The sequence below is a fragment of the Luedemannella helvata genome, from assembly GCF_039528415.1.
Lineage (GTDB): Bacteria > Actinomycetota > Actinomycetes > Mycobacteriales > Micromonosporaceae > Luedemannella > Luedemannella helvata.
This window is the reverse complement of sequence record NZ_BAAALS010000007.1, coordinates 83152-105371: the sequence shown is the minus strand read 5'-3', so window position 1 is coordinate 105371 and position 22220 is coordinate 83152. Positions and strand designations below refer to the sequence as shown.

At 70.8% G+C, this 22220-nt stretch carries 25 protein-coding genes; 19 read left to right on the top strand and 6 right to left on the bottom strand.

The features are described 5' to 3' along the window. The first annotated feature begins 37 nt into the window (after positions 1-37). The 4 genes from purS to ABD191_RS09395 all read left to right on the top strand — a co-directional run bounded on the left by purS (position 38) and on the right by ABD191_RS09395 (position 4098). Positions 38-283 carry a phosphoribosylformylglycinamidine synthase subunit PurS gene (gene purS / locus ABD191_RS09410; protein ID WP_344079001.1) on the top strand — a complete coding sequence of 82 codons (246 nt, stop codon included), beginning with the start codon at positions 38-40 and terminating at the stop codon, positions 281-283. Then, positions 280-975, top strand: a complete 696-nt coding sequence (purQ, locus tag ABD191_RS09405) for a phosphoribosylformylglycinamidine synthase subunit PurQ (RefSeq protein ID WP_344078999.1) — start codon at positions 280-282, stop codon at positions 973-975. The genes purS and purQ overlap by 4 nt, the downstream gene beginning before the upstream one ends. Beyond that, entirely contained in the window at positions 972-3434 is a 2463-nt protein-coding gene (gene purL / locus ABD191_RS09400; protein WP_344078997.1) for a phosphoribosylformylglycinamidine synthase subunit PurL, read from the top strand. The genes purQ and purL overlap by 4 nt, the downstream gene beginning before the upstream one ends. Positions 3435-3531: 97 nt before the next feature. Next, positions 3532-4098, top strand: a complete 567-nt coding sequence (locus ABD191_RS09395) for an RICIN domain-containing protein (protein WP_344078995.1) — start codon at positions 3532-3534, stop codon at positions 4096-4098. Here ABD191_RS09395 and ABD191_RS09390 read toward each other — a convergent pair whose 3' ends face one another. Continuing rightward, complete coding sequence (locus tag ABD191_RS09390; protein WP_344078993.1) at positions 4099-5919, bottom strand: carboxypeptidase regulatory-like domain-containing protein; 1821 nt, start codon at positions 5917-5919, stop codon at positions 4099-4101. It lies immediately after the preceding gene. Positions 5920-6094: 175 nt separating this feature from the next. Here ABD191_RS09390 and ABD191_RS09385 point away from each other — a divergent pair, with 175 nt between their 5' ends. The 5 genes from ABD191_RS09385 (at position 6095) to amcA (ending at position 10814) form a co-directional block, all read left to right on the top strand. After that, entirely contained in the window at positions 6095-6475 is a 381-nt protein-coding gene (locus ABD191_RS09385) for a sterol carrier family protein (protein ID WP_425560690.1), read from the top strand. A gap of 159 nt (positions 6476-6634) precedes the next feature. Then, on the top strand, positions 6635-8191 hold the full coding sequence (gene purF / locus ABD191_RS09380) for an amidophosphoribosyltransferase (RefSeq protein ID WP_344078991.1): 1557 nt from the start codon (positions 6635-6637) through the stop codon (positions 8189-8191). A gap of 40 nt (positions 8192-8231) precedes the next feature. Next, positions 8232-9386 carry a phosphoribosylformylglycinamidine cyclo-ligase gene (gene purM / locus ABD191_RS09375; protein WP_344078989.1) on the top strand — a complete coding sequence of 385 codons (1155 nt, stop codon included), beginning with the start codon at positions 8232-8234 and terminating at the stop codon, positions 9384-9386. Between the two features lie 161 nt (positions 9387-9547). After that, entirely contained in the window at positions 9548-10639 is a 1092-nt protein-coding gene (gene amcB, locus ABD191_RS09370; RefSeq protein ID WP_344079204.1) for a cyclophane-forming radical SAM peptide maturase AmcB, read from the top strand. Beyond that, the gene (gene amcA / locus ABD191_RS09365; protein WP_344078987.1) at positions 10623-10814 is read left to right on the top strand and encodes a multiple cyclophane-containing RiPP AmcA; all 192 of its coding nucleotides are present in this window, start codon (positions 10623-10625) and stop codon (positions 10812-10814) included. Before amcB ends, amcA begins: the two co-directional genes overlap by 17 nt. A gap of 139 nt (positions 10815-10953) precedes the next feature. On the opposite strand, the gene ABD191_RS09360 is transcribed toward amcA, so the two are convergent. After that, on the bottom strand, positions 10954-11160 hold the full coding sequence (locus tag ABD191_RS09360) for a DUF3073 domain-containing protein (protein WP_344078985.1): 207 nt from the start codon (positions 11158-11160) through the stop codon (positions 10954-10956). Positions 11161-11398: 238 nt separating this feature from the next. Between ABD191_RS09360 and ABD191_RS09355 the strand changes: the two genes are divergently transcribed. Beyond that, a complete protein-coding gene (locus ABD191_RS09355) occupies positions 11399-12238 on the top strand; it encodes a DUF8083 family protein (protein ID WP_344079202.1) in 840 nt (279 codons plus the stop codon). 165 nt (positions 12239-12403) lie between these two features. Further along, the gene (locus ABD191_RS09350; protein ID WP_344078983.1) at positions 12404-12613 is read left to right on the top strand and encodes a BldC family transcriptional regulator; all 210 of its coding nucleotides are present in this window, start codon (positions 12404-12406) and stop codon (positions 12611-12613) included. A 96-nt stretch (positions 12614-12709) separates the two neighbouring features. Here ABD191_RS09350 and ABD191_RS09345 read toward each other — a convergent pair whose 3' ends face one another. Further along, positions 12710-13084: a PPOX class F420-dependent oxidoreductase gene (locus tag ABD191_RS09345; protein ID WP_344078981.1), complete on the bottom strand. Its 375-nt coding sequence runs from the start codon at positions 13082-13084 to the stop codon at positions 12710-12712. 54 nt (positions 13085-13138) lie between these two features. Here ABD191_RS09345 and ABD191_RS09340 point away from each other — a divergent pair, with 54 nt between their 5' ends. After that, on the top strand, positions 13139-13675 hold the full coding sequence (locus tag ABD191_RS09340) for an RNA 2'-phosphotransferase (protein WP_344078979.1): 537 nt from the start codon (positions 13139-13141) through the stop codon (positions 13673-13675). Between the two features lie 188 nt (positions 13676-13863). On the opposite strand, the gene ABD191_RS09335 is transcribed toward ABD191_RS09340, so the two are convergent. Further along, entirely contained in the window at positions 13864-14100 is a 237-nt protein-coding gene (locus ABD191_RS09335; RefSeq protein ID WP_344078977.1) for a hypothetical protein, read from the bottom strand. A 143-nt stretch (positions 14101-14243) separates the two neighbouring features. On the opposite strand from ABD191_RS09335, the gene ABD191_RS09330 reads away from it, so the two are divergent. Together ABD191_RS09330 and ABD191_RS09325 are read left to right on the top strand one after the other, a co-directional pair. Continuing rightward, positions 14244-14633 carry a hotdog fold thioesterase gene (locus tag ABD191_RS09330; RefSeq protein ID WP_344078975.1) on the top strand — a complete coding sequence of 130 codons (390 nt, stop codon included), beginning with the start codon at positions 14244-14246 and terminating at the stop codon, positions 14631-14633. A 52-nt stretch (positions 14634-14685) separates the two neighbouring features. Next, positions 14686-15075 carry a hypothetical protein gene (locus tag ABD191_RS09325; protein ID WP_344078973.1) on the top strand — a complete coding sequence of 130 codons (390 nt, stop codon included), beginning with the start codon at positions 14686-14688 and terminating at the stop codon, positions 15073-15075. On the opposite strand, the gene ABD191_RS09320 is transcribed toward ABD191_RS09325, so the two are convergent. Continuing rightward, complete coding sequence (locus ABD191_RS09320) at positions 15053-15580, bottom strand: GNAT family N-acetyltransferase (protein WP_344078971.1); 528 nt, start codon at positions 15578-15580, stop codon at positions 15053-15055. The two genes, ABD191_RS09325 and ABD191_RS09320, sit on opposite strands and share 23 nt — an antisense overlap. 86 nt (positions 15581-15666) lie before the next feature. Beyond that, positions 15667-15897, bottom strand: a complete 231-nt coding sequence (locus ABD191_RS09315) for a hypothetical protein (protein WP_344078969.1) — start codon at positions 15895-15897, stop codon at positions 15667-15669. 171 nt (positions 15898-16068) lie between these two features. On the opposite strand from ABD191_RS09315, the gene ABD191_RS09310 reads away from it, so the two are divergent. The 5 genes from ABD191_RS09310 to ABD191_RS09290 all read left to right on the top strand — a co-directional run bounded on the left by ABD191_RS09310 (position 16069) and on the right by ABD191_RS09290 (position 22200). Beyond that, positions 16069-17295: a sensor histidine kinase gene (locus ABD191_RS09310; protein ID WP_344078967.1), complete on the top strand. Its 1227-nt coding sequence runs from the start codon at positions 16069-16071 to the stop codon at positions 17293-17295. Next, on the top strand, positions 17283-17939 hold the full coding sequence (locus tag ABD191_RS09305) for a response regulator (protein ID WP_344078965.1): 657 nt from the start codon (positions 17283-17285) through the stop codon (positions 17937-17939). The genes ABD191_RS09310 and ABD191_RS09305 overlap by 13 nt, the downstream gene beginning before the upstream one ends. A 110-nt stretch (positions 17940-18049) precedes the next feature. After that, positions 18050-18811: an ABC transporter ATP-binding protein gene (locus ABD191_RS09300; RefSeq protein WP_344078963.1), complete on the top strand. Its 762-nt coding sequence runs from the start codon at positions 18050-18052 to the stop codon at positions 18809-18811. Next, on the top strand, positions 18808-21279 hold the full coding sequence (locus tag ABD191_RS09295) for an ABC transporter permease (protein ID WP_344078961.1): 2472 nt from the start codon (positions 18808-18810) through the stop codon (positions 21277-21279). The genes ABD191_RS09300 and ABD191_RS09295 overlap by 4 nt, the downstream gene beginning before the upstream one ends. 117 nt (positions 21280-21396) lie before the next feature. After that, a complete protein-coding gene (locus tag ABD191_RS09290) occupies positions 21397-22200 on the top strand; it encodes an inositol monophosphatase family protein (RefSeq protein WP_344078959.1) in 804 nt (267 codons plus the stop codon). Positions 22201-22220: the final 20 nt, after the last annotated feature.

Below are 22220 nucleotides of genomic sequence, written 5' to 3'. Positions count from 1 at the left end.
TGTCCTGGCCCAGTGCCAAGTCGACTCAGGAGTGCCCGTGGCTCGCGTCGTGGTTGACGTCATGCTCAAGCCCGAGATCCTGGACCCCCAAGGCCAGGCTGTCGCGAACGCGCTGCCCCGCCTCGGCGTAGCCGGGGTGGAAGCGGTCCGCATCGGAAAGCGGATCGAGATCGACTTCACCGGCGAAGCCGACCTCGACAAGGCGCAGGAAATCGCGGACAAGCTGCTCGCCAATCCAGTGATCGAGGACTTCACCATCCGTGTCGAGGAGTCCGAAGCGTGACCGCGGCGATCGGCGTCGTCACCTTCCCGGGGTCGCTCGACGACGGCGACGCGTGCCGCGCCGCCTACCTCGCCGGAGCCCGCGTCCTGCGGCTCTGGCACGCCGATCCGGACCTGCACGGCGTCGACGCCGTCGTCCTGCCGGGCGGCTTCTCCTACGGTGACTACCTGCGGTGCGGCGCCATCGCCCGGTTCTCCCCCGTCATGGAGTCGATCATCGACGCGGCCAAGGGCGGCATGCCCGTCCTCGGCATCTGCAACGGTTTCCAGGTCCTCTGCGAGGCGCACCTGCTGCCCGGCGCCCTGACGCGCAACAGCCACCTGCACTTCCGCAACCGGGACCAGTTGCTGCGCGTCGAGTCCACCGGCACCGCGTGGACCAGCAGTTTCGAGCCGGGTCAGCAGATCCTGATCCCGGTGAAGAACGGTGAGGGCCGCTACGTCGCCGACCAGGCCACGCTCGACAAGCTCGACGCCGAAGGGCTGGTCGTGGCCCGCTACGTCGACGGCAACCCGAACGGGTCGCAGCGCAGCATCGCCGCGATCCGCAACCCTGCCGGCAACGTGGTCGGGATCATGCCGCACCCCGAACACGCCGTCGAGGCGCTCACCGGACCCTCCACGGACGGACTCGGCTTCTTCAGCTCCGTGCTCCGTCACCTCGCCGCATACGAGAGAGTGACGACGTCATGACCTCCACCGCCTTCGTGGGGCCGCCCGCAGCCAGCGGCACGCCGTTCGACGGCCCGGACACCGTCGACTGGGCCACCGCCACGCCGGACGCCCCTCAGCCGCATGCCGAGCTGGGCCTCGCCGATGACGAGTACGAGCGGATCCGCCAGATCCTCGGCCGCCGGCCCACCCAGTCCGAGCTGGCCATGTACTCGATCATGTGGAGTGAGCACTGCTCCTACAAGTCGAGCAAGGTGCACCTGCGCCAGTTCGGCGAGAAGGCCCCGCACTCCGACCGGCTGCTCGCCGGCATCGGCGAGAACGCCGGTGTGGTGCGCATCTCCGAACAGCTCGCGGTGACCTTCAAGGTCGAGTCGCACAACCACCCGAGCTTCGTCGAGCCGTACCAGGGCGCGGCCACCGGCGTGGGCGGCATCGTGCGCGACATCCTCGCCATGGGCGCCCGCCCGATCGCGGTCATGGACCCGCTGCGCTTCGGCGCCGCCGACCACCCCGACACCGCCCGGGTGCTGCCCGGCGTCGTCGGCGGCGTGGGCGGCTACGGCAACTGCCTCGGCCTGCCCAACATCGGCGGCGAGCTGGTCTTCGACCCCTGCTACCAGGGCAATCCGCTACTCAACGCGCTGTGCGTGGGCGTGCTGCCGGTCGACCGCCTGCAGAACAAGGCCGCCGCCGGCCCCGGCAACGTCGTGGTGCTCATCGGCGCCAAGACCGGCCGCGACGGCATCGGCGGCGTGTCCGTCCTCGCCAGCGCCACCTTCGACGCGGGCAGCGAGGCGCGGCGGCCCTCCGTGCAGGTCGGCGACCCGTTCACGGAGAAGCTGCTCATCGAGGCGTGCCTGGAGATCTACGACGCCGGCCTGGTCGTCGGCATCCAGGACCTCGGCGGGGCCGGCCTGACCTGCGCCCTCACCGAGACCTCGGCCGCGGCCGGCACGGGCATGGTCATCGACCTTGACCGGGTGCCGCTGCGGGAGGCGTCCATGGACCCGCACGAGGTCCTGGCGTCCGAGTCGCAGGAGCGCATGCTGCTCATCGTCGAGCCGGCCAAGCTCAACGCGGTGCTCGGCATCTGCGCCAAGTGGGGCGTGCTGGCCACGGCCATCGGCCAGGTCACCCCGCCGGAGAACGGCACCCCGGGCCGCCTGGTCGTCAACTGGAAGGGCCAGACGGTCGTCGACGTGCCGCCCGGCAGCCTCGCCGACGACGGCCCGGTCTACGCCCGCCCGATGCGCGAGCCGAACGACCGCTGGCTGCTGCAGGCCGACCGCGCCGAGACGCTGCCCCGGCCGGCCGACAGCGAGCTGCGCGACACGCTGCTCCGCCTGATCGCCTCGCCGAACCTGTGCGACAAGAGCTGGGTCACCGAGCAGTACGACCGGTACGTGCTGGGCAACACCGTGCTCGCCCAGCCCGAGGACGCGGGTGTGCTGCGCATCGACCCGCAGTCCGGGCTCGGCATCGCCCTGTCCGTGGACGGCAACGGCCGGTACGCCCGGCTCGACCCGTACCAGGGGGCGAAGCTCGCGCTGGCCGAGGCGTACCGCAACGTGGTGGCCACCGGGGCGACCCCGGTCGCCGTCACCAACTGCCTGAACTTCGGCTCCCCCGAGGACCCGGGCGTCATGTGGCAGTTCGCGGAGGCCGTGCGCGGTCTCGCCGACGGCTGCCTGGAGCTGGGCATCCCGGTCACGGGCGGCAACGTCAGCTTCTACAACCAGACCGGCACGGTGCCGATCAACCCGACCCCGATCGTCGGCGTCCTCGGCGTGATCGACAACGTCGCGGAGCGGACCCCGATGGGCTTCGCCAACCGTGGTGACGCGATCGTGCTGCTCGGCACCACCCGCGAGGAGCTGTCCGGCTCCGAGTGGGCCAACGTGGTGCACAACCACCTCGGCGGGCACCCGCCGGTCGTCGACCTCGACGCCGAGCGCCGCCTCGGGGCCGTGGTCACGGCCGCCCCGCTCACCTCGGCGCACGACCTGTCCGAGGGCGGCCTCGCCCAGGCGCTCGCCGAGTCGGCGATGCGCAAGGGCCTGGGCGCGCGGATCACGCTGCCGCAGGGGCAGAGCGCGTTCGTGCAGCTGTTCAGCGAGTCGGCGGGCCGGATCCTCGTCAGCGTGCCGGCCGGCGCGGAGGACGATCTGCTCGCGCTCGCCGCGGCGCACGGGGTCGCCGCGACCCCGCTGGGCACGGTGGGCGGCGACGCGCTGGTCATTGACGGGTTGTTCGACATCCCGCTCGACGAGCTGCGCGCGGCGTACGCGGCGACGCTGCCCGACCTGTTCGGCCGGGGCGAGCCGGAGGAGCCCGACTACGTGCCGGCGCCGCGTCCGGTCGTCGCGGAGCCGGCCGCGGCCGAGCCCGAGGTCGCGGACGTCGCCGCCCCGGAGATCCACCTGGGCCGCCCGGTCGACGCGCACGAGGGCGCGGCTGAGGACGCCACGGACGAGTGACGGGCTGACTGTCCCCAACGAACAGGGAAACCGACGCGATTACGATGATCGCGTCGGTTTTCCTTTTTGTCGCTTTTAAGTAGCGAGGGGACGGCACATGAGTCGATGGCGTTCGGCGGCGGTTGTCCTTGTGCTCACCCTGGCACCGGCGGTCGTCGGCCCTCCGGCGTACGCGGCGAGGGGCACCGTCGCGATGCAACAGAACTACCGGACCGGCCTCTGCCTGGCCCCGGCCGGCGCGCACACCCGCAACAACACCGTGATCGTGCAGTACTTCTGCGACGCCGACCCGACGCGTTTCTGGGAGTACGTCGCGACCCGCGATGACCCGGAGGTCTTCTACATCCGCAACGACAGCACCGGCAAGTGCCTCACGCCGGCGGGCGGTCACCGCGACGCGGGCGAGGTGATCGTCCAATTTGTCTGCGACGACCATCCCTCCCGTTGGTGGAAAAGGGAATGGCTCACCAGTACGCGCTACCGGATCGTGAACCCGCACAGTGGCCTGTGCATGAGCGCGCGCGGCGCCACCATGTTCATCAACAAGCCGATCGAGCTGGCGGAGTGCGACGACCGCCTGTCCCGCCAGTGGCAGTCGTACATCTCTCCCGCGACGGAACAGGGCCGGCACGACACACGCGTCGCGCCGGCCCCGCTGGGCTGATCAGTCGTCGAGCCAGTCCAGTCGCCGGTCGCCCGGCTGCGGGCGGGACCCGTGCCGCGGCTGGTTCGGCGAGCCGTACTGGTCGTAGCCGTAGTCGTTGGGTGGCGGCTGTTGAGCCGGCGGCTGCTGCGTCGGGTAGTCGTAGCCGCCCTGCTGCTGCTGGCCGTAGGCGTCGCCGCCCCGGTAGGACGCCGGGCCGGCGTAGCTGTCCTGGCCACCCGGGTACCGGTCGTAGGCGGACGTGTCGCCGTAGCCCGGCTCGGCGCTGTGGGCGGGCGGGGCCTGGTGGCCGCCGTAGCTGCCGTACCCACCCTGGTCGTAGCCACCCTGGTCGTACGCGCCGCCGCCGGACGAGGGCCGCGCGACCGGCGAACCGTATCCGCCGCCGCTGTAGCCGCCGGGGGCCGGGTACTCGCCCGTGGGCCCGCCACCGGCGGGGTCCCCGTAGCCGGGCCGGCCGTAGCCGCCTGGTTGGCCGCCGCTGGTAGGGGCACCGTATCCGCCCTGTTGGGGTCCCTGCCCGTAGCCCTGCGGCTGGTAGCCGCCCGGGGCCGGCGGGGCGCCGTAGCCGCCACCGGGCTGGCCGCCCGGCCCGGGCCGCGTCGGCGACGAGTACGGGTCGTTCTGGTCGGCCGGCACCCGGCCGTGCAGCATCGTCGGCGCGTCGGCCAGGCCGGGGCCCGGCACGGGGCCGGCGCCCATGGGCGAGCGCGGCATGTCCGCCAGCGGCGACCGCGTGATCATGGTGGCGTCGTTGCGGGAGGCAGCCGCCGGCTCCGGCCGGCGCATGACGGAGGTCGGCTCGGGGGCGCCGGGTCGACCCCGCCCACCCGGGCCGGGACGCGGGTTGCCGACCCGCGGCGGCGGGCCGCCCGGACGGCCACCGCGCGCCGGCATGGCCGTGGCGTCGTCGTCCTCATCCTCGTCCTCGCCCTTGCGGCGCATGAACAGCAGCACGATCGCGCCGATGCCCAGCAGGACCAGGATGGCGCCGATGGCGATGAGCACCCACGACAGGCCGCCGCCACTGTCGCCCTGGTCCGAGGCGGCCTGCGACAGCTCGCCGGCGCCGGGCTCGGTCGACGTCTCGTCGGTCGGCAGCGGGTCCTCGGTCGCTTCGACCGTCGGCGTGGCGGAGGCCTCCGGACCGACCATGGTGATCCGTACGTTCGTGACGGGCTCGCCGGCCGTGCCGTTGACGCCCTCCTCGCCCTTCTCCCAGTTCGACTTCTCGGTCTGGATGGCGAGCAGGCCGGGCGCGATGGGCTTGGTGGCGGTGGAGACGAACTTGAACCGGCCGTTCTTGTCGGTGGCCGTCGACCACTGCTGGTTCGCCGAGTCGCCGAGGAACACCCGGGCGCCGGAGACAGGCTCGCCGGTCATCCGGTTGGTCACCGTGCCCGACACCTCGGGCACGAACGGCGCCTGCTCCGGCCCGCTGACAGTCAACTCGACCGACGCCGAGCCGGACTGCCCGGACACCGTGGCGACGACCTCGATCTCACCCGACTTGGTATCGCCAGGGCTGAGGTTGCTGGCCTTGATAGTCGCGGTGAAGTTGCTGGACGTCATGCCGTTCGGGATCGACTGCGTGAAGCTGCACTTGCCGCTGCACGAGGCGCCGGAGGGCATGTTCACCTTGATGGTGATGGCCTGCGGATCGGTGGGCTCGTCGTTGTTATTGGTGACCTTGTAGGTCAGCGTGGCCGTCTCGCCGGACTTGAGCGATCCGTTGGAGAGGCTGACGATGGTGACGGTCGGCTCCTGCGGCGCGGCGAGAGCTGGTGAGGCGAGGCCGAGCAGGGTCGCGGCCGCGGCCACCGCTATGACGCTGGCGCGGATGATCCACGCTTGTCGGTGCGTATTCACACCTACCGCCCCTCCCGATCCTGCTCCACACGAATGAGCACCGCAGGCAACTATGCCCTGTCCGGTCACCCTCCCGCGACCCAGACCTGCCGCGAGCGATACCCGACCGGGGTCGTATCGTCCTGACGTGCCCGAACGTCACGTCAATTGGGACGCCGTGCCCGTCGTACTCGAGGATTTTGAGGTTGGCCGGGAACCGGCCCGGGAGAGCCTTCGTGATGCGGTTCGTGCCCTGTTGTGGGCTCTTGCGCAGCGCGCGCCCGGCCGTTCGGTGGAGTTGCGGGTTCCTCCATACGGTGCGATTCAGTGCGTCGAGGGTCCGCGGCACACGCGCGGCACCCCGCCCAATGTTGTCGAGACCGATCCGATCACCTTTGTGAAATTAGCCACCGGCATTCTCAACTGGGCCGACGCGCTGACGAGCGGAAAGATCGCCATGAGCGGAATCCGGGCGGACCTCAGTTCGTACCTTCCTTGTTGGCCCGAGAAAAGCGAAAAAACACCGTGAGTACGACGCAGAGCGACACGCTCGGCGCTTGACCGGCTACCCAAAGCACAGGGATGATGGCGGTCCGTTATCCACGCAGGCTCGCGTAGACTGGTGCCCACGCGGGGGTGACCCCGATTCATGTCCCCCCAGCGCCCCACGTGATGAGGAGCGGCAAAGGTGCCCCGAGGCGACGGCAAGCTCAGCCATGACCTCGATCCACTCAGGCCAGGCCCGCAGGACGCGTGCGGCGTCTTCGGCGTCTGGGCCCCGGGTGAAGAGGTCGCGAAGCTGACCTACTTCGGCCTCTACGCCCTGCAGCACCGCGGCCAGGAGGCTGCGGGCATCGCCGTCTCCGACGGCCGGTCGGTCGTCGTCTTCAAGGATCTCGGCCTCGTGTCGCAGGTCTTCGACGAGGCGACGCTGTCGAGCCTGCGCGGCCACATCGCGATCGGCCACACCCGCTATTCCACGACCGGCGCCTCTACCTGGGAAAACGCCCAGCCGACGCTGCGCGCGACCCCGGTTGACGGGCCGGACAGCCGCGGCGGCACGACGATCGCGCTGGCACACAACGGCAACCTGGTCAACACGGCCGACCTGTTCCGCCGCGCCGCCGACCTCGACCTTGACGCGGGCGCCACGTCCGACACGGGCCTGGTGACCAGCCTGCTCGCCGCCCAGCCCGACGTGTCCGTGGAGCAGGCGGCGCTGGAGATCCTGCCCACCCTCCGCGGCGCCTTCAGCTTCGTGTTCATGGACGAGGAGACGCTGTACGCGGCCCGCGACGCGCAGGGCGTACGCCCGTTGGTTCTGGGCCGCCTGGAGCGCGGCTGGGTCGTGGCCAGCGAGACGGCCGCCCTCGACACCGTGGGCGCGAGCTTCGTGCGCGAGGTGGAGCCCGGCGAGCTCATCGCCATCGACGAGCACGGGCTGCGGTCGTCCCGGTGGGCGACGCCCGAGCCCAAGGGCTGCCTTTTCGAGTACGTCTACCTCGCCCGCCCCGACACGACCATCGCGGGCCGCAACATGTACGCCTCGCGCGTGCAGGTGGGCCGCACCCTGGCCAAGGAGCACCCGGCCGAGGCCGACGTGGTCATCGGCGTGCCGGAGTCCGGCATCCCCGCTGCGATCGGCTACGCCGAGGCGTCCGGCATCCCCTACAGCGCCGGCCTGACCAAGAACGCGTACGTCGGACGCACCTTCATCCAGCCCAGCCAGACCATTCGCCAGCTGGGCATCCGGCTCAAGCTCAACCCGCTGCGCGACGTGATCCGGGGCAAGCGCATCGTCGTGGTCGACGACTCGATCGTGCGCGGCAACACCCAGCGGGCGCAGGTGCGGATGCTGCGCGAGGCGGGCGCGATCGAAGTGCACGTGCGCATCTCCTCCCCGCCGGTGAAGTGGCCGTGTTTCTACGGCATCGACTTCGCCACCCGCGCTGAGCTGCTCGCCAACGGGCTGGACGTGGAGGGCATCCGCCGCTCCATCGGCGCCGACTCGCTCGGCTACGTCTCGCTCGACGGTCTCATCGCGGCTTCCGAACAGCCCAAGTCCCGGCTCTGCCGGGCCTGTTTCGACGGTGTCTACCCGATCGAGCTTCCCGATGACGATCTCATCGGGAAGCACATGCTGGAGACCGTTCCCCGGCGTGCGGCAGATACCGGCACGGTCTCCCTGGCGGACGGCCCACTGGCCGCCAGCCCGGGCGGCGAGGGCGCGCTTCTGCGCCCCTGAGACTCACTCAAGGTCCACAACGCACCACAAGGGGAGTACCGTGACGCACGTGACTGAGCGTTCGGATGCCGGCAACGCAGCCGGTCGCGCCGTTGGCAATGGTCGAAGGAGCCAGGACGGCGACGGCAGCAAGCGACGTCCCCGGACGGTGACCTACGCGGAGGCAGGCGTCTCCATCCACGCCGGGGAGCAGGCGGTCGAGCTGCTCAAGTCGAAGGTCCACCGCACGATGCGTCCGGAGGTCCTCGGCGACATCGGCGGCTTCGCCGGCCTGTTCCGCCTGGACACGAAGAAGTACCAGAACCCGATCCTGGCCTCGTCCACCGACGGTGTGGGCACCAAGCTGGTGATCGCCCAGGCTCTGGACATCCACGACACGGTCGGCATCGACCTGGTCGCGATGGTCGTCGACGACCTGGTCGCGTGCGGCGCCGAGCCGTTGTTCCTGCTCGACTACATCGCCTGCGGCGAGGTCGTGCCGGAGAAGGTCGCCGAGATCGGCGCCGGCATCGCGGACGGCTGCCGGTACGCGGGCTGCGCCCTGCTGGGCGGCGAGACGGCCGAGCACCCGGGCGTGCTGCGCCCGGACGAGTACGACCTGAGCGCCACCGGCGTGGGCGTCGTGGAGGAGGACCAGATCCTCGGCCGCGACCGCGTCGAGGTCGGCGACGTGGTCATCGCCATGGGCTCCTCCGGCCTTCACTCGAACGGGTACTCGCTGGTCCGCCACGTGCTGCTCGGCATGGCCCGGATGCGCCTGGACACCGTGGTCGAGGAGTTCGGCAACCAGCGCACGCTGGGCGAGGAGCTGCTCACCCCCACCAAGATCTACGCCCGGGACTGCCTGGACCTCATCAAGGAGGCCGATGTCCGCGCGCTGGCCCACATCACGGGCGGCGGCATCGCCGGCAACCTGGTGCGCGTCCTGCCGGACAACGTCGACGCGATCGTCGACCGTGCCACCTGGCGCCCGCAGCACATCTTCGACATGGTCCAGACGCGCGGGCGCATCGACCAGGCCGAGATGGAGACCACGTTCAACATGGGCGTGGGCATGATGACGATCGTCTCCCCCAACGACCACGAGCGCGCCCTGGCGTTCCTGCGCGGCCGCGGCCTCGAGGCGTGGGCCGTCGGTGAGGTCGTCGAAGGCACCGGTGAGGTGCAGATGATCGGTTCTCACACGCGCGGCTGACCGTCCGGCGATTGGGCTACGTGAGGGACTTATCCGAATAGCGTGCAGGCCTTAGCCTGGAACGACACGCCCCCGTCTGCCGCGTTGTCGGCGCAGCGTCGCGCCGTCGGGCGCCCAGACTCTTGCTGCGGGAGGGGTCCGTGTCGCACGACTGGACGGGTATGCGCGGCGTCGCCGCGGTTCCGGGTTACGTGGTCATGCAGCCCACCACGCTGTGCAATCTCGACTGTTCCTACTGTTATCTGCCTTGGCGGGCGCAGCGGCGCCCGATGAGCGTGGCGGTCGCCGAAGCGGTGGCCGCCACGGTCAATATCTGGGCCCGCGACAACGACCGCTTCTCGGTCGTGTGGCACGGCGGCGAGCCGCTCGCGGCCGGCCGCGAGCAGCTCGGGGACCTCATGGCGCCGTTCGCCGGTGTCGAGCACCACGTGCAGACCAACGCCACGCTCATCGACGACGCGTGGTGCGAGTTCTTCGCCGCCCACGAGGTGCGCGTCAGCGTGAGCGTGGACGGCCCGGAGGCGCGCAACGGCGACCGCGTCGACCGGGCTGGTCGGCCGGCGTACGACAAGATCATGAAGGGTATCGAAGCGCTTCGCCGGCACGGCCTGCCGTTCTCCGCGCTCGCCGTGGTGACCGACCCGCAGCCGGAGCAGGCCGCGGAGCTGTACGCGTACTTCCTCGACCTCGGCTGCGACGTGCTCGGCGTCAACATCGAGGAGCGGGAGGGGGTCAACGTGCGCTCGAACGCGCACCGCGGCGCGCGGGTGCGCGCGTTCTGGGCGGAGCTGGTGGGGGCGTGGCGGCGCGAGCCCCGCATCCACGTCCGCGAGATCGAGTGGACACTGCGGTACGCCGCCGCCGAGCTGGACGGCACCGCCGACGCGGTCCTGCCGCGTCAGCTCGACCCGATCCCCACGGTCGCCTACGACGGCTCGGTGGTACTCCTGTCGCCCGAGCTGGCGGGGTTCCATGACGCCCGGTACGGCGACTTCACCTCGGGAAACGTGCTGCACCGGCCACTCGACGAGATCATCGCCGGGGCGGCGGCGGGCACGAACTGGATCGCGGACTTCGTGGCGGGCGTCGAGGCGTGCCGCGCGACGTGTGCGTACTTCGGGTTCTGCGGCGGGGCGCACGCCGCGAACCGGTACTTCGAGCTGGGCGGCTTCACCGGGACGGAGACGGACCACTGCCGCAACAGCAAGATCCGACTACTGGAAGGGATCCTCGATCATGTCGGAACACGGTGAGTCGGTGCGACATCGGGTGCACAGTGCGGCAGCCGGCCTTACGGAGCTGCTCGCGGAGGCAGACGTGGCACGGCGGCAGCGGACCGAAGCGGGCACGGGCGATGGCGCCGTCTGTGCCTGGAATCACTTCGAGAACATCCCGACGTTCTACAACTGGAACAACCGACCCCGCTGACGCGGTAACCCGTCGGATATCCGACGCGGGCGGCCGGCACGCCGGCCACCCGCGCGGGGAGTCCGTGAAGTGACGAGGGCGCTCATAAGCACGCGGCTTGCCGCGTGCTTATTCGGGGGAACCGGACCCTCTGCCGGGGTCAGCGCCGTGGGGCGGCCCAGTCGCCGGCGTCGTCAGCGTCGTCATCCAGATCGACATCGTCGCGCAACGCGTCGTCGAAATCGTCGTCGACCTTGTGGCTGCCGCCCAGCTCACGCTGAAGTGCGGCGAGGTCGGTGTTCGGGGAGTGGTACTTCAGCTCCCGGGCCACCTTCGTCTGCTTGGCCTTAGCACGGCCGCGCCCCATGGCTCGACCCCCTCGCACAGAAATTGCGGGGCAGCCCGAAGGCGAGCCCCGACGACGTCAGGTATCTCTCGTGGCTCATACGGTACATGGCCGGGACCACCTTTGACACCTCGCCCCGGCCGCGCCGCGGGGGATAGGTGATCGTGTTTCGCCTCCCATCCAGTGTCCGCCACCGGTGGCGGCGCCGGAAGAGCGCACGCGGTGGTCACCGCCCCACGATCCGTGGGACGATCGCGCAGTGCCGCAACTCTTCGCCGCATACCTACGCGTGTACGAGCCGTTGAGCGCCTTCGACCGCCAGCAGCAGCAGTACTGGCGGCGGTACGTGCGCGACGGGCGGGTGGTCACCCCGGACGACGGCCCCGGCCGGCAGCGGACCTCCGTCCTGGAGGCGCTCGGCGCCGGCTGGACCCGCCTGGACGACCTGCCCGATGAGGCGTACGTCATGGAGGGCGACGACACACTGCTCGTCTGCCCCTGGAACCTGCGCGTACGGGTAGCGGAGGCGGCACTGAACGCGCGCGACGGCGTCCCGGCCGTCCTGGCAGACGCGTTCGTCCCGCCGGCGCTCGCCGGCCTGGCCCAGAAGATCGTTTCGGACTGGCGCTCCGGCGCTCGTGTCCTGGAGCACGGCACGCCGCGTCAGCACGAGCAGATCTCGACGTGGAGCGTACCTCTGCGGTGGTTTGTCCTTATTGATAGCGAAGAACGAGAAATTTCCCTCGAACCGGGGCACAAGGTGCTTCGGTACCGAACTGAAATTTCCAAGGCCCGTCGAAGGGCCCACCGCGCCCTGTCCGTACTGCGCCGCAGCGTCGGTGACGTGCCCATCTCCGAGGCCGTCGAGGAGAGCGCCCGCTGGTTGGAGGAGTTTCATCCGCGCTCGGTCGTGGAGCTCGACTACGGCGGCCTTACGGCTATTTTGTCGGATAATGCGTTAGCCGAAGATGACTCACCTTCGCTGGTCGCCGAGGGCCTTCAGGGGCTTGCGAAGGGCGATGGCGACGCCGCCACCAGGGCATATGAGGAACTGGTCGAGCGGTGGAGGGCCATCCAGTTGCTGGAGCGCTGCAACTGACTTATCACCTGAAATCCGGATAAATCGCTCAATCATCAGCCTTCCGTGTGGGGCGGTTCAACCGTTCGGCCCATGTCGGACATCGGGGACTAGCCGGACGATGGGATGCGCGTCGGCCGGTGGGACCCCGGTCGTCGTCTGAAAGCACATGTGGAGGAGTAACCGATGGCATCCCGTACGCACGAGCCTGAGCCGCTGCTCACACCGGCCGAGGTCGCGTCGATGTTCCGTGTCGACCCCAAGACCGTGACTCGGTGGGCCAAGGCTGGCAAGTTGAGCGCGATCCGCACGCTCGGCGGCCACCGACGCTACCGCGAGTCGGAGGTCCGCGCCCTGCTCCAGGGCCAGATCCCCCAGCAGCGCGCCGGCGAGTAACGTCCGTCGGCTCCGACCACGCAAAGGCCCCGAGCGCTAGCGCCCGGGCCTCTTCTTCATGGCCCCGTGGGATCGCTCCCACGGGGCCATTGTCGATCAAGAGCCGGTGATCCGGATCCCCACGGTCGAGTCCTTGCCCTTGAACAGCTCGCTCGCCCCGACGATCAGCCACCCCTGCAGCCGGTACTTCTTTTTGATCATTTTTCGTACCCGCGCGCTGCCCTCCTTGTCGAGCAGCTCGGCGACCCCCTCGACCGCCTCGCCGGTCGGCTCCCCCCGCATCGTGCACGGCGCGACCAGCACCCGTGACGTGTGGCGCAGCCGCTTCACCTTCGCGCTGCGCAGCGGCGTCCAGACATAGACGGCCTCGCCGTCGCGCGCGGCCCACAGCGGCGTCGCCACGGGCGTCCCGTCCCGCCGGAACGTCGTCAGCAGCACGTAGGGCTCCGCACCCAGCTCCAGCAAATTCATGCGGACAGAATATGGGTGTGGCCGCCGGCACCCCAGCGTTACCGTGCGGGGGACATGAAAGACACATTGGTACGCCTGAGCAGAAAGCTCAGCTACGTCCTGCGCCACGACCCGGCCAGCGTGGGGCTGACCCTCGACACTCAAGGCTGGGTGCGCGTCGACGCGCTCCTCGCGGCCGTCCGCGTCGCCCGGGAGGACCTCGACGCCGTCGTCGCCACGAACGACAAGCAGCGCTTCCGCATCCGCGTCGCGCCGGACGGCACCGCCTGGATCCGGGCCAGCCAGGGCCACTCCGTCCCCGTCGACCTCGGCCTGGAGCCCGCCGACCCGCCCGCCGAACTCTTCCACGGCACCCCACGTCGCAACGTGACCTCGATCATGGCCGAGGGCCTACGACCAGGGCAGCGCCACCACGTACACCTCTCGACGGACCTCACCACGGCCCGGGCAGTCGGCCGCCGCCGCGGCGACGAGGTCATCCTGCGCGTCGACGCCGCGCCCCTGGCGAGCACCGGCGCCCTCTTCTACCGCAGCGACAACGGCGTCTGGCTAACGGCCCACGTCCCCCCGCCCTACCTAACGATCCTCTAACCCACCCCACCCCGCGCCTCCCCGCCCCGCGGCTTCGCCTGACGTTTGGGTGATTCCGCGTGTTAAGTAGGGGCCGGATGACGCGCGAAACCACCCAAACGTCGGGGCGGAGAGGGGTGGGTGGGGCTCGGACATGGTTCGGCCGGTGGCGCCCCGGGGAGGGGGCCACCGGCCGGTGGGGCAAAACGTTACGCGGGGGGCAGGCCGCCGTCGCCGTCGATGATCTGGTCGGGGGTGCTGTCCTGGTTCAGGTCGACGATGGTCGTGTCCACCGTGCCGTCGCCGGAGTGGTCGAACTGGTACACGTCCGCGACGCCGTCACCGTCCGTGTCGATTGCCCACAGGTCGGCCTTGCCGTCGTTGTTCGTGTCCGCGGCGATCAGCTCGATGCGCTCGTCGCCCCGCGTCTCCGCGGTCTCGCTCATGGGAACTGTCCTCTCGTGCCGATCTGACGTCGTTTCACGTCGTGCTCACGGTAGGGCCAAGGCGCATCCCGTGCCAGCCCAACAGATGGCCGGTACCCGTCAGCCCGATCGGCTAACCACACACGGTCACGTAACCTCCCCGCATGACGGAGAGCGAGCCCACCCTTGCCGAGCGCATAGGCATCGACATCCTGGAGGCGAGTCCCCAGCGGGTGGTCGGCACCATGCCCGTGGCCGGCAACACCCAGCCGTACGGGATGCTGCACGGCGGCGCATCCTGCGTCCTGGCGGAGACGCTCGGCTCCATCAGAGCCACGCTGCACGCGGTGGAACTGTTCGGCGGCATGGCCGTGGGCGTGGAGATCTCCGCCACGCACCACCGCGGGCTGCGCTCGGGCACGGTGACGGGCGTGGCCACACCGCTGCACCTGGGGGGCATGATCGCCACGTACGAGATCGTCATCACCGACGAGCAGGAGCGGCGCGTCTGCACCGCCCGGCTCACCTGCGTGCTGCGCCGCTCCGGCGGGTGACATCCGTGGCTTGTCCCCCGCCCAGTTGACGCGGCGGCATACGCTGCGTCCCGTGGTGAGCATTCCTCCGGAGGTGTACGGCGACGCGGCCGCTGTCCTGGATTCGGCGCTGAAGGGGGACCGTGACGGCGTCGTGCACGCCTTCGACGAGGCCGTCGACAAGCGCGGCGTCCGTGGCGCCTACGACGTGGCCGTCTGCCTGGCCGCCACCCTGGTCGGCGACGACGCCCCGAGATCCTTCGCGGCGCTGGAGTTCCCGAACATCGACGACGCCGGGTACGACCTGCGCTGGGTGGCCCGCTTCGTGAGCGCGTGCGCCAACGCCGACGAGTCGACCGGCGAGGCGCTGTTCAGTGCGGCGCTGGTCGACGGGCAGCTCTCCGAGTGCCTGCTGACCCTGGCCGGCTCCACGATCGCGACTATCCGCCACCGGGCGGGCTGACCCAGTAGCGCCTGGTGGGGCCCAGCTCGGTCTCCCGGACGCCCTCGAAGACGCCGCCGGCGCGTTCGATGGTGCGGGCCGAGGCGACGTTATCGGGGGCGCAGACCACAAGGACACGGTCGACGCCCAGGGCGGCCCTCGCCTCGCCGAGCATCCCGACCAACGCCCAGGTCGCCAGCCCACGGCGGCGCGCTGACGGGCGTATGCCGTACCCGAGGTGGCCACGTACGTCGTCGAAGATGTGCCGCAGTGCGACCGAGCCGAGGATCCGGCCGTCGTCGACGATCCACCGGAACGAGGCGTGCTGCTCGGCGGGGCATGGCGTACCGGCGGGATGGTCCAGTCGCAGGCGCTGACCCACCCACGTCGCGAACCCCTCGGGCGATTCCACGTCGTCGTCCGGCCGGAGCCCGAACCCGTCCTCGTGGAGGCCCGGGCCCCATTCGCGGTGGCAGTCCAGGAACGCGGCGTGCAGCGCGGTCGTCGGCGCGACCAGTTCAGGCATGCCCTGACGGTAGCGACGGCTGACGCGAGCGTCGACTGCTGTCGACCACAGCGGCGCGCACCAGACCTCGGTCGTGAAAGGTGTCCTTACGACTCCCGCGCGCGGTTACGGCGGTGGTGGACGATCAGCACGATCGCGCAGGTCGCCGCCACCAGGCCGAACGCGGAGCTGATCCACAGGTTGTCCGTTGCGGTCGACAGCACCACGTTGGCCGCCGCGCTGACGAAGAGCACCAGCCACAGCAGCGGACGTAGCACGCCGCCCGGCTTCTTCGGTGCGGCGACCGGGGCCTCGGTGATGCGGTACGGATCGGTCATGACTGCCTCCTTTGGACGGACGTTCCTTGATGCCGTCAACGCTAGGCGGGCGGCGCGGCGCAACCGATCCCACCAGCTCGACAACCGTGGTACAGCAGGCTGTACCTTCCGTGCCGGACGTTGCCGGGCAGGGCCGGCGGTGGCCTATGTTGGCGGCGGAGGTGAGGTCCGATGGCGTACGTGCGAGGCCGGTTTCGCGCCTCGGTTGACGCCCTGGAGCACCTCGTCGGCGGGCTGGGCACCGCCACGCTGGCGCTGGGCGTGCTGCTCTGGGCGGCGATCGTGGCGGTGACCTGCCTGATCGGGGTGGGGCAGCGGGCGGCGCCCGGCGCGTTGCGGGCGGTGCACTGGGTGGCTGATCGCGAGCGCGCCCGGCTGTCCCGCTGGGGCGAGCCGATCCCCAGCCCGGGGCCGGTGCCGTCCGGGTTGCGGGCGGCGAGGCGGGATCCCTTCGTGCGCCGGGAACTGCGCTGGGTCGCGCTGTACTCGCTCATCGGCCCGGTGGCCGGGCTGGTCGGCGTCGCACTGCCGCTCTATGCCGTGCAGGACATCACATTCCCGCTGTGGTACCAGCTGGTTCCCGCCGACGCCGGCGCGCCGGGGATCGTCTGGTGGCGCATCGACGGACTGCCTGAGGCACTCGCGGTCGGGTTGCTCGGGGTGGGCTGGCTGGCCGCCGCGATCTGGTTCAGCCCGGCCCTGGCCCGTCTCCAGGCATGGCCGAGCCGGTGGCTGCTGCCGCCACCGCCGGGGGTCGACCTGTCGCGGCGGGTGGCCGAGCTGACCGCCACCCGCGCCGCGGCGCTGGACGCCCACGCGGTTGAGCTGCGCCGCATCGAGCGGTCGCTGCACGACGGCACCCAGAACCGGTTGGTCGCGGTCAACGTGTTGCTGGGTGCCGCGCGGCGGGCGGTGCGCCGCAATCCGGACCGCGCCGACGAGATCCTCGAGCAGGCGCAGGACGCTGCCGAACAGGCACTCGGCGAGCTGCGTACGGTGGTGCGCGGGATCCTGCCGCCCGTACTGGACGACCGGGGTCTCGCCGGCGCGCTGGCGGGCCTGGCCGGCAGCTGCGTGGTGCCCTGCCGACTTGAGGTGGACGTGGCTGTGCGGTGCGCGGCCTCCGTCGAGGCCACCGCGTACTTCGTGGTGGCCGAGGCGCTGACCAACGTCGTCCGGCACAGCGGTGCGAGCCAGGTGGACGTGGCCGTGCGCCGCGAGCGCGGCCGGCTGCTGGTGCGCATTGAGGACGACGGGCACGGCGACGCGGACGAGACACGCGGGTCAGGACTCACCGGTATCCGCCGGCGGGTCGAGGCGTACGACGGCCGGATGACACTGACGAGCCCACCGGGAGGGCCGACGAGAATGGACGTGGAGCTGCCATGCGGATCGTGATCGCCGAGGACGACCCGCTGCTGCGTGAGGGGTTGGCGCTCCTGCTGCGGGCGGAGGACCTGGACGTGGTCGCCACGGCCGGTACCCCGGGCGAGTTCCTGGTCGCCGTCGACGAACACGCGCCGGACGTCGCCATTGTGGACGTACGGATGCCGCCGACCCACACCGACGAGGGCATCGTGGCCGCGGTGGAGGCCCGGCGGCGCCGTCCCGGCCTCGCGGTGCTGGTCCTGTCGGCGTACGTGGAACAGGCGTTCGCCACCGAGCTGTTCTCGGTCAGCGCGGTCGGGCTCGGTTATCTGTTGAAAGAGCGGGTGGGCCGGGTCGAGGAGTTCCTCGCCGCGCTGCACCGCGTCGCGGACGGCGGCAGCGTCATCGACCCGGAGGTGGTGGCGCAGTTGCTCGCCCGCAACCGCCGGACGGACACGGCGCTGAGCCAACTGTCGCCGCGTGAGCGTGAGGTGCTGGGGCTGATGGCCGAAGGGCTCGGCAACAGTGCGATCGCCGAGCGGCTGTTCGTCACCGACGGCGCGGTGCACAAGCACATCCGCAGCATCTTCTCGAAGCTTCAGCTTCCACCGGACGACCAGGCCGACCGCCGGGTCACCGCGGTGCTGCGCTACCTCAACGGCGATCGACGGTAGCGCCTGCTGTACCCGGACCTGGCAGCCCACGGGATGGTCGCCGTTCTCCCACGTCAATAGCGTTTCTGGTGCGCGCAGTTCTTGCCCTATGACATGGAGAGGCCACCAGAATGCCGGACAATCCGGGACGGACCGTCGAACCGGCGGTACGCGTCGAACAACTCACCCGCGTGTACGACACCGGCGGTAACCAGGTGACCGCGCTGGCCGGCATCAATGTCGGCTTCGGCCGGGGCACCTTCACCGCGGTGATGGGGCCCTCGGGCTCCGGCAAGAGCACCCTGCTGCAGACCGCGGCCGGGCTCGACCGACCCACCTCCGGTCGGGTGGTCATCGGCGGCACCGACCTGTCGGGGCTGTCCGAGACCCGTCTGACCGAACTGCGTCGTACCCAGATCGGATTCGTCTTTCAGGCCTTCAACCTGATCGGCGCGCTCACCGTCGAGGAGAACATCGCGCTGCCCCTGCGCCTGGCCGGCGTCCGTCCGGACCGGGCCTGGCTGACCCAGGTGGTCGAGCGGGTCGGCCTCACCGACCGGCTGCACCACCGGCCGGCCGCGCTCTCCGGCGGCCAGCAGCAGCGGGTGGCGATCGCCCGGGCGTTGGCCACCCGCCCCGAGGTGATCTTCTCGGACGAGCCCACCGGCGCCCTCGACTCGCGGACCGCGGCGGAGGTGCTGACGCTGCTTCGCGCGGTCGTGGACGAACACGGGCTGACCGTGGTGATGGTGACCCACGATCCGATCGCCGCGTCGTACGCGGACCGCGTGCTCGTGCTGGCCGACGGGGCGATCGTGGCCGATCTTCCGCAGCTCGGCGCCGCCGGTATCGCCGAGCACCTGGCATCGCTGGATCGGCGGGTCCTGCGATGATCGGACTCGCCGCCCGCCTGCTGCGGCACCGCGCGGGCCCCGCCGCCGCGACCCTGCTGGCCCTGATCGCCGGCGTGATGATCCTGGTAGCGATGGGCACCCTCGTCGAGTCCGGGCTGCGTTTCCGTGCGGAGCCACGGCTTTGGGCCGCCGCCGACGCGGTCATCGCCAACCGTACGGTCAGCCACACGTACAAGGAGTTCGGTGGCGACACCACCACGAGCACCGTCTGGCTGCCCGAGGGCGGCACCGTGGACGCGGCCCTGGTGGACCGGATCCGCCAGGTGCCGGGCGTCGCGGCTGTCAACGGCGACACAAGGGTGCTGATCGGCTCACCCGCTGCCGTGGGACACGGCTGGGGCACGTTCGCCTTCGCCGGGCGTCCCATCGTCGCGGGTGCCGCGCCACGGGCCGACGACGAGGTGCTGGTCGACACCCGCCTCGGCGTGGCACCCGGCGACCGCATCGACCTGGTCGTCGGTGGGGTCAGGCGGTCGTACCAGGTGAGCGGAAGCGCCGAGACCGGTGCTGCGGAGGTGTTCTTCACCGACGCGCAGGCCGCCCGGTTGTCCGCCCACCCGGGCCGGGTGGACGCGATCGGTGTGCGGATGGCACCCGGCGCCAACCTCGGCGCGGTACGCGAGATCGCGTCGGCGTTCGGCGCCACGACGTACGCCGGGAAGGACCGTGGCAAGGTCGAGCAATCGGAGAACCAGGCCGCGCAGACGTTGCTGGTCACGGCCGGCTCAGCTTTCGGGGGGTACGTCGTACTACTGATCGTCTCCGTGGTGGCCGGCACCATCGGGTTGTCCGTCCGGCACCGTCGGCGCGACCTGGCGCTCCTACGCGCAGTCGCGGCCACGCCGGGACAGGTGCGCCGCATGCTGATCGCCGAGGCCGCGCTGCTCGCCCTGGTCGGCTCTGCGATCGGCGGCCCGGCCGGCCTGCTGGCGGCCCGCTGGGTGCACGGCGAACTGGTCGGGCGCGGGTTCGTGCCGGCCGGTTTTCCGATGGCCGACGGGCTGTTCGCGGTGCCGGCCGCGGTCGGTACGGCGGTCCTCGTGGCGGTGCTCGCCGCGTTGGTCGCCGCCCGCCGGGTCACCGGGATCAAGCCCATCGAGGCGCTCGGCGAGATCGCTGTCGAGCCTCGGCGCGGCGGCCGGGTGCGGCTGGTCGCCGGCCTGCTGTCGCTGGCGGCGGCCGGCGCCTCCGGGGCGTTCACGCTCGGTGCCGCCGGGTCGACCGGGGCGCTGGCCGGCGCGGTCGGCATGCTGTACCTGTTCGTCACCGCGGTGGCGCTGCTCGCACCGAGGATCAACGCGTACGCGGCACGCCTGCTCACAAAGTTGCTGCCGCGGGTATGGAAGGTCAGCGGCTACCTGGCCGCGGCCAACCTGCGGGCCAACGCGCAGGGCATGGCGACCGTCCTGACCGCCCTCGTGCTGTCGGTGGGGTTCGGCGGCTCGGTCTGGTTCCTGCAGAACAACCTGGAACGCCAGACCACCACGCAGAGCAGCGCGGGAACTCTCGCCGAGCGGGTGCTGGTCGCTCCGGGTGGGCTGCCGCTGGACGCGGCGCGGGAGGTCCGCGAGTTGGCCGGGGTGCGGGCCGCCACCGGTGTGCGCCGTACGCAGGTGGTGGTGCGGGCGCTCGACGGCATCGAGCCGGTCGGCGCGCAGTCGGTCGACCCGGCCGACATCACGTCGACGATGGACCTCGCCGTACGTGAGGGCAACCTGGCCGACCTACGCGCGGGCACGGTAGCCCTGTCGGCGACGCTGGCATCCTCGTCCGGCTGGGACGTCGGCGATCAGGCGGAACTCTGGCTGGGCGACGGCACCTCCGTCACGTTGGACGTCATCGCGATCTACGGCCGGGGCCTCGGCTTCGGCGACGTCACGCTGGCTGCCGAAACGGTCGCCGGGCACACGGCCGGGAATACGGTCGACGAGATCCTGGTCAGCGCCGGCCCGGAGGCCGACACCGCGTTGGCCGCGTGGACGGCCGGGCGACCGGGCACCGAGGTTCTCGACGCCGCAACCCGTACCCGCCTGATCGGCACGGACCTGGCGCTCGGCGCCTGGCTGAACCGGCTGCTGATCGGCGTCATGGTGGGGTACGCGGCGCTCGCGGCGGCCACCACGATGGTGATGGCCGCGCTGGCCCGCCGCCGCGAGTTGGCGATGCTGCAACTGGTCGGGGTCACCCGCCGTCAGATCCGCAGGATGGTCCAGGCCGAACAGGCCGGCCTGCTCGGCACCGCGGTACTGATCGGTGCGACGATCGCGGCGCTGACCCTGAGCGCGATCGTCAACGGACTGACCGGCAGCCCGATCCCGTACGTCCCGCCGCTCGGTTGGGTAGCGGTGCTCGGCGGCACGACACTGCTGGCGTTGGCAACCACGGTGTGGCCCGTCCGCCGGCTGCTCAGCGCTCCTCCGATCGACAACATCGGCGTGAAGGAGTAGTCGTCACGGCTTGAGTACCGGCGACCGTGCCACCTCCGCGGACATCGCGGAGGCGGCACGGTCGTCGGGGTGTCCCAGGGACCAGGGCCGCGGCCATGCGGCAACTAACGTGTGGGCATGTCGATCACTGACCGCGATCTGGTTATCAAAGCCGTGGAAGCCGGCGCGGCGGTCGTGCGCGCACACTACGGGTCATCGCTGACACGCTTCGAGAAGTCGGCCGGAGACTTCGCCACGACGGCCGACATCGAAGCAGAGAAGGCCATCATCGACGTCCTGCGCGCTTCCCGGCCGGACGACCTTGTGGTGGGAGAGGAAAGCGGACGCACGGGGACCGGCGGGAACGGACGCATGTGGCTGGTCGACCCGTTGTGCGGAACGCTGAATTACGCCGTACACAACATGCTCGTGTCGGTCAACGTAGCTCTGCGTACTGGAACGCAGGTTGGCGTGGCGGCATCGGCGGACCCCTTCACCGGTGAGGTGTTCTGGACCGACGGGGCTGCGGCACACGTGCGGCACGGCGGCGCGGACAAGCGACTTGCCCCGTCGGCCGCGTCGAGGCTGGTAGACGTCAATCTCGATCCCCCGTTCCCCAATGAGCACGCCTTCCGGGCCGCGCGGCTACTTGCCGACCAAGGGTTCATCGAGCAGTTCCGCCCACGCGTCGTCTCCACCACCCTGGCGGTGGCGTGGGTCGCTGCCGGCCGACGAGCCGCCTACGTAACCGACGGCCACCTGAGCGACAGTGTCCACTTCGCGGCTGGCATCGCCCTCTGTCAGGCAGCCGGCTGTGTGGTGACCGGCATCGACGGCCAACCTCTTCACCTCGGCACGGGCGGTCTCGTCGTGGCGGCCGACGAGCAAACACACGTCGCACTGTTAACCCTGGTAGGACAGCAGCGTGCAGAAAAGGACTGAGCGACCTGCTGTTGGTCGCC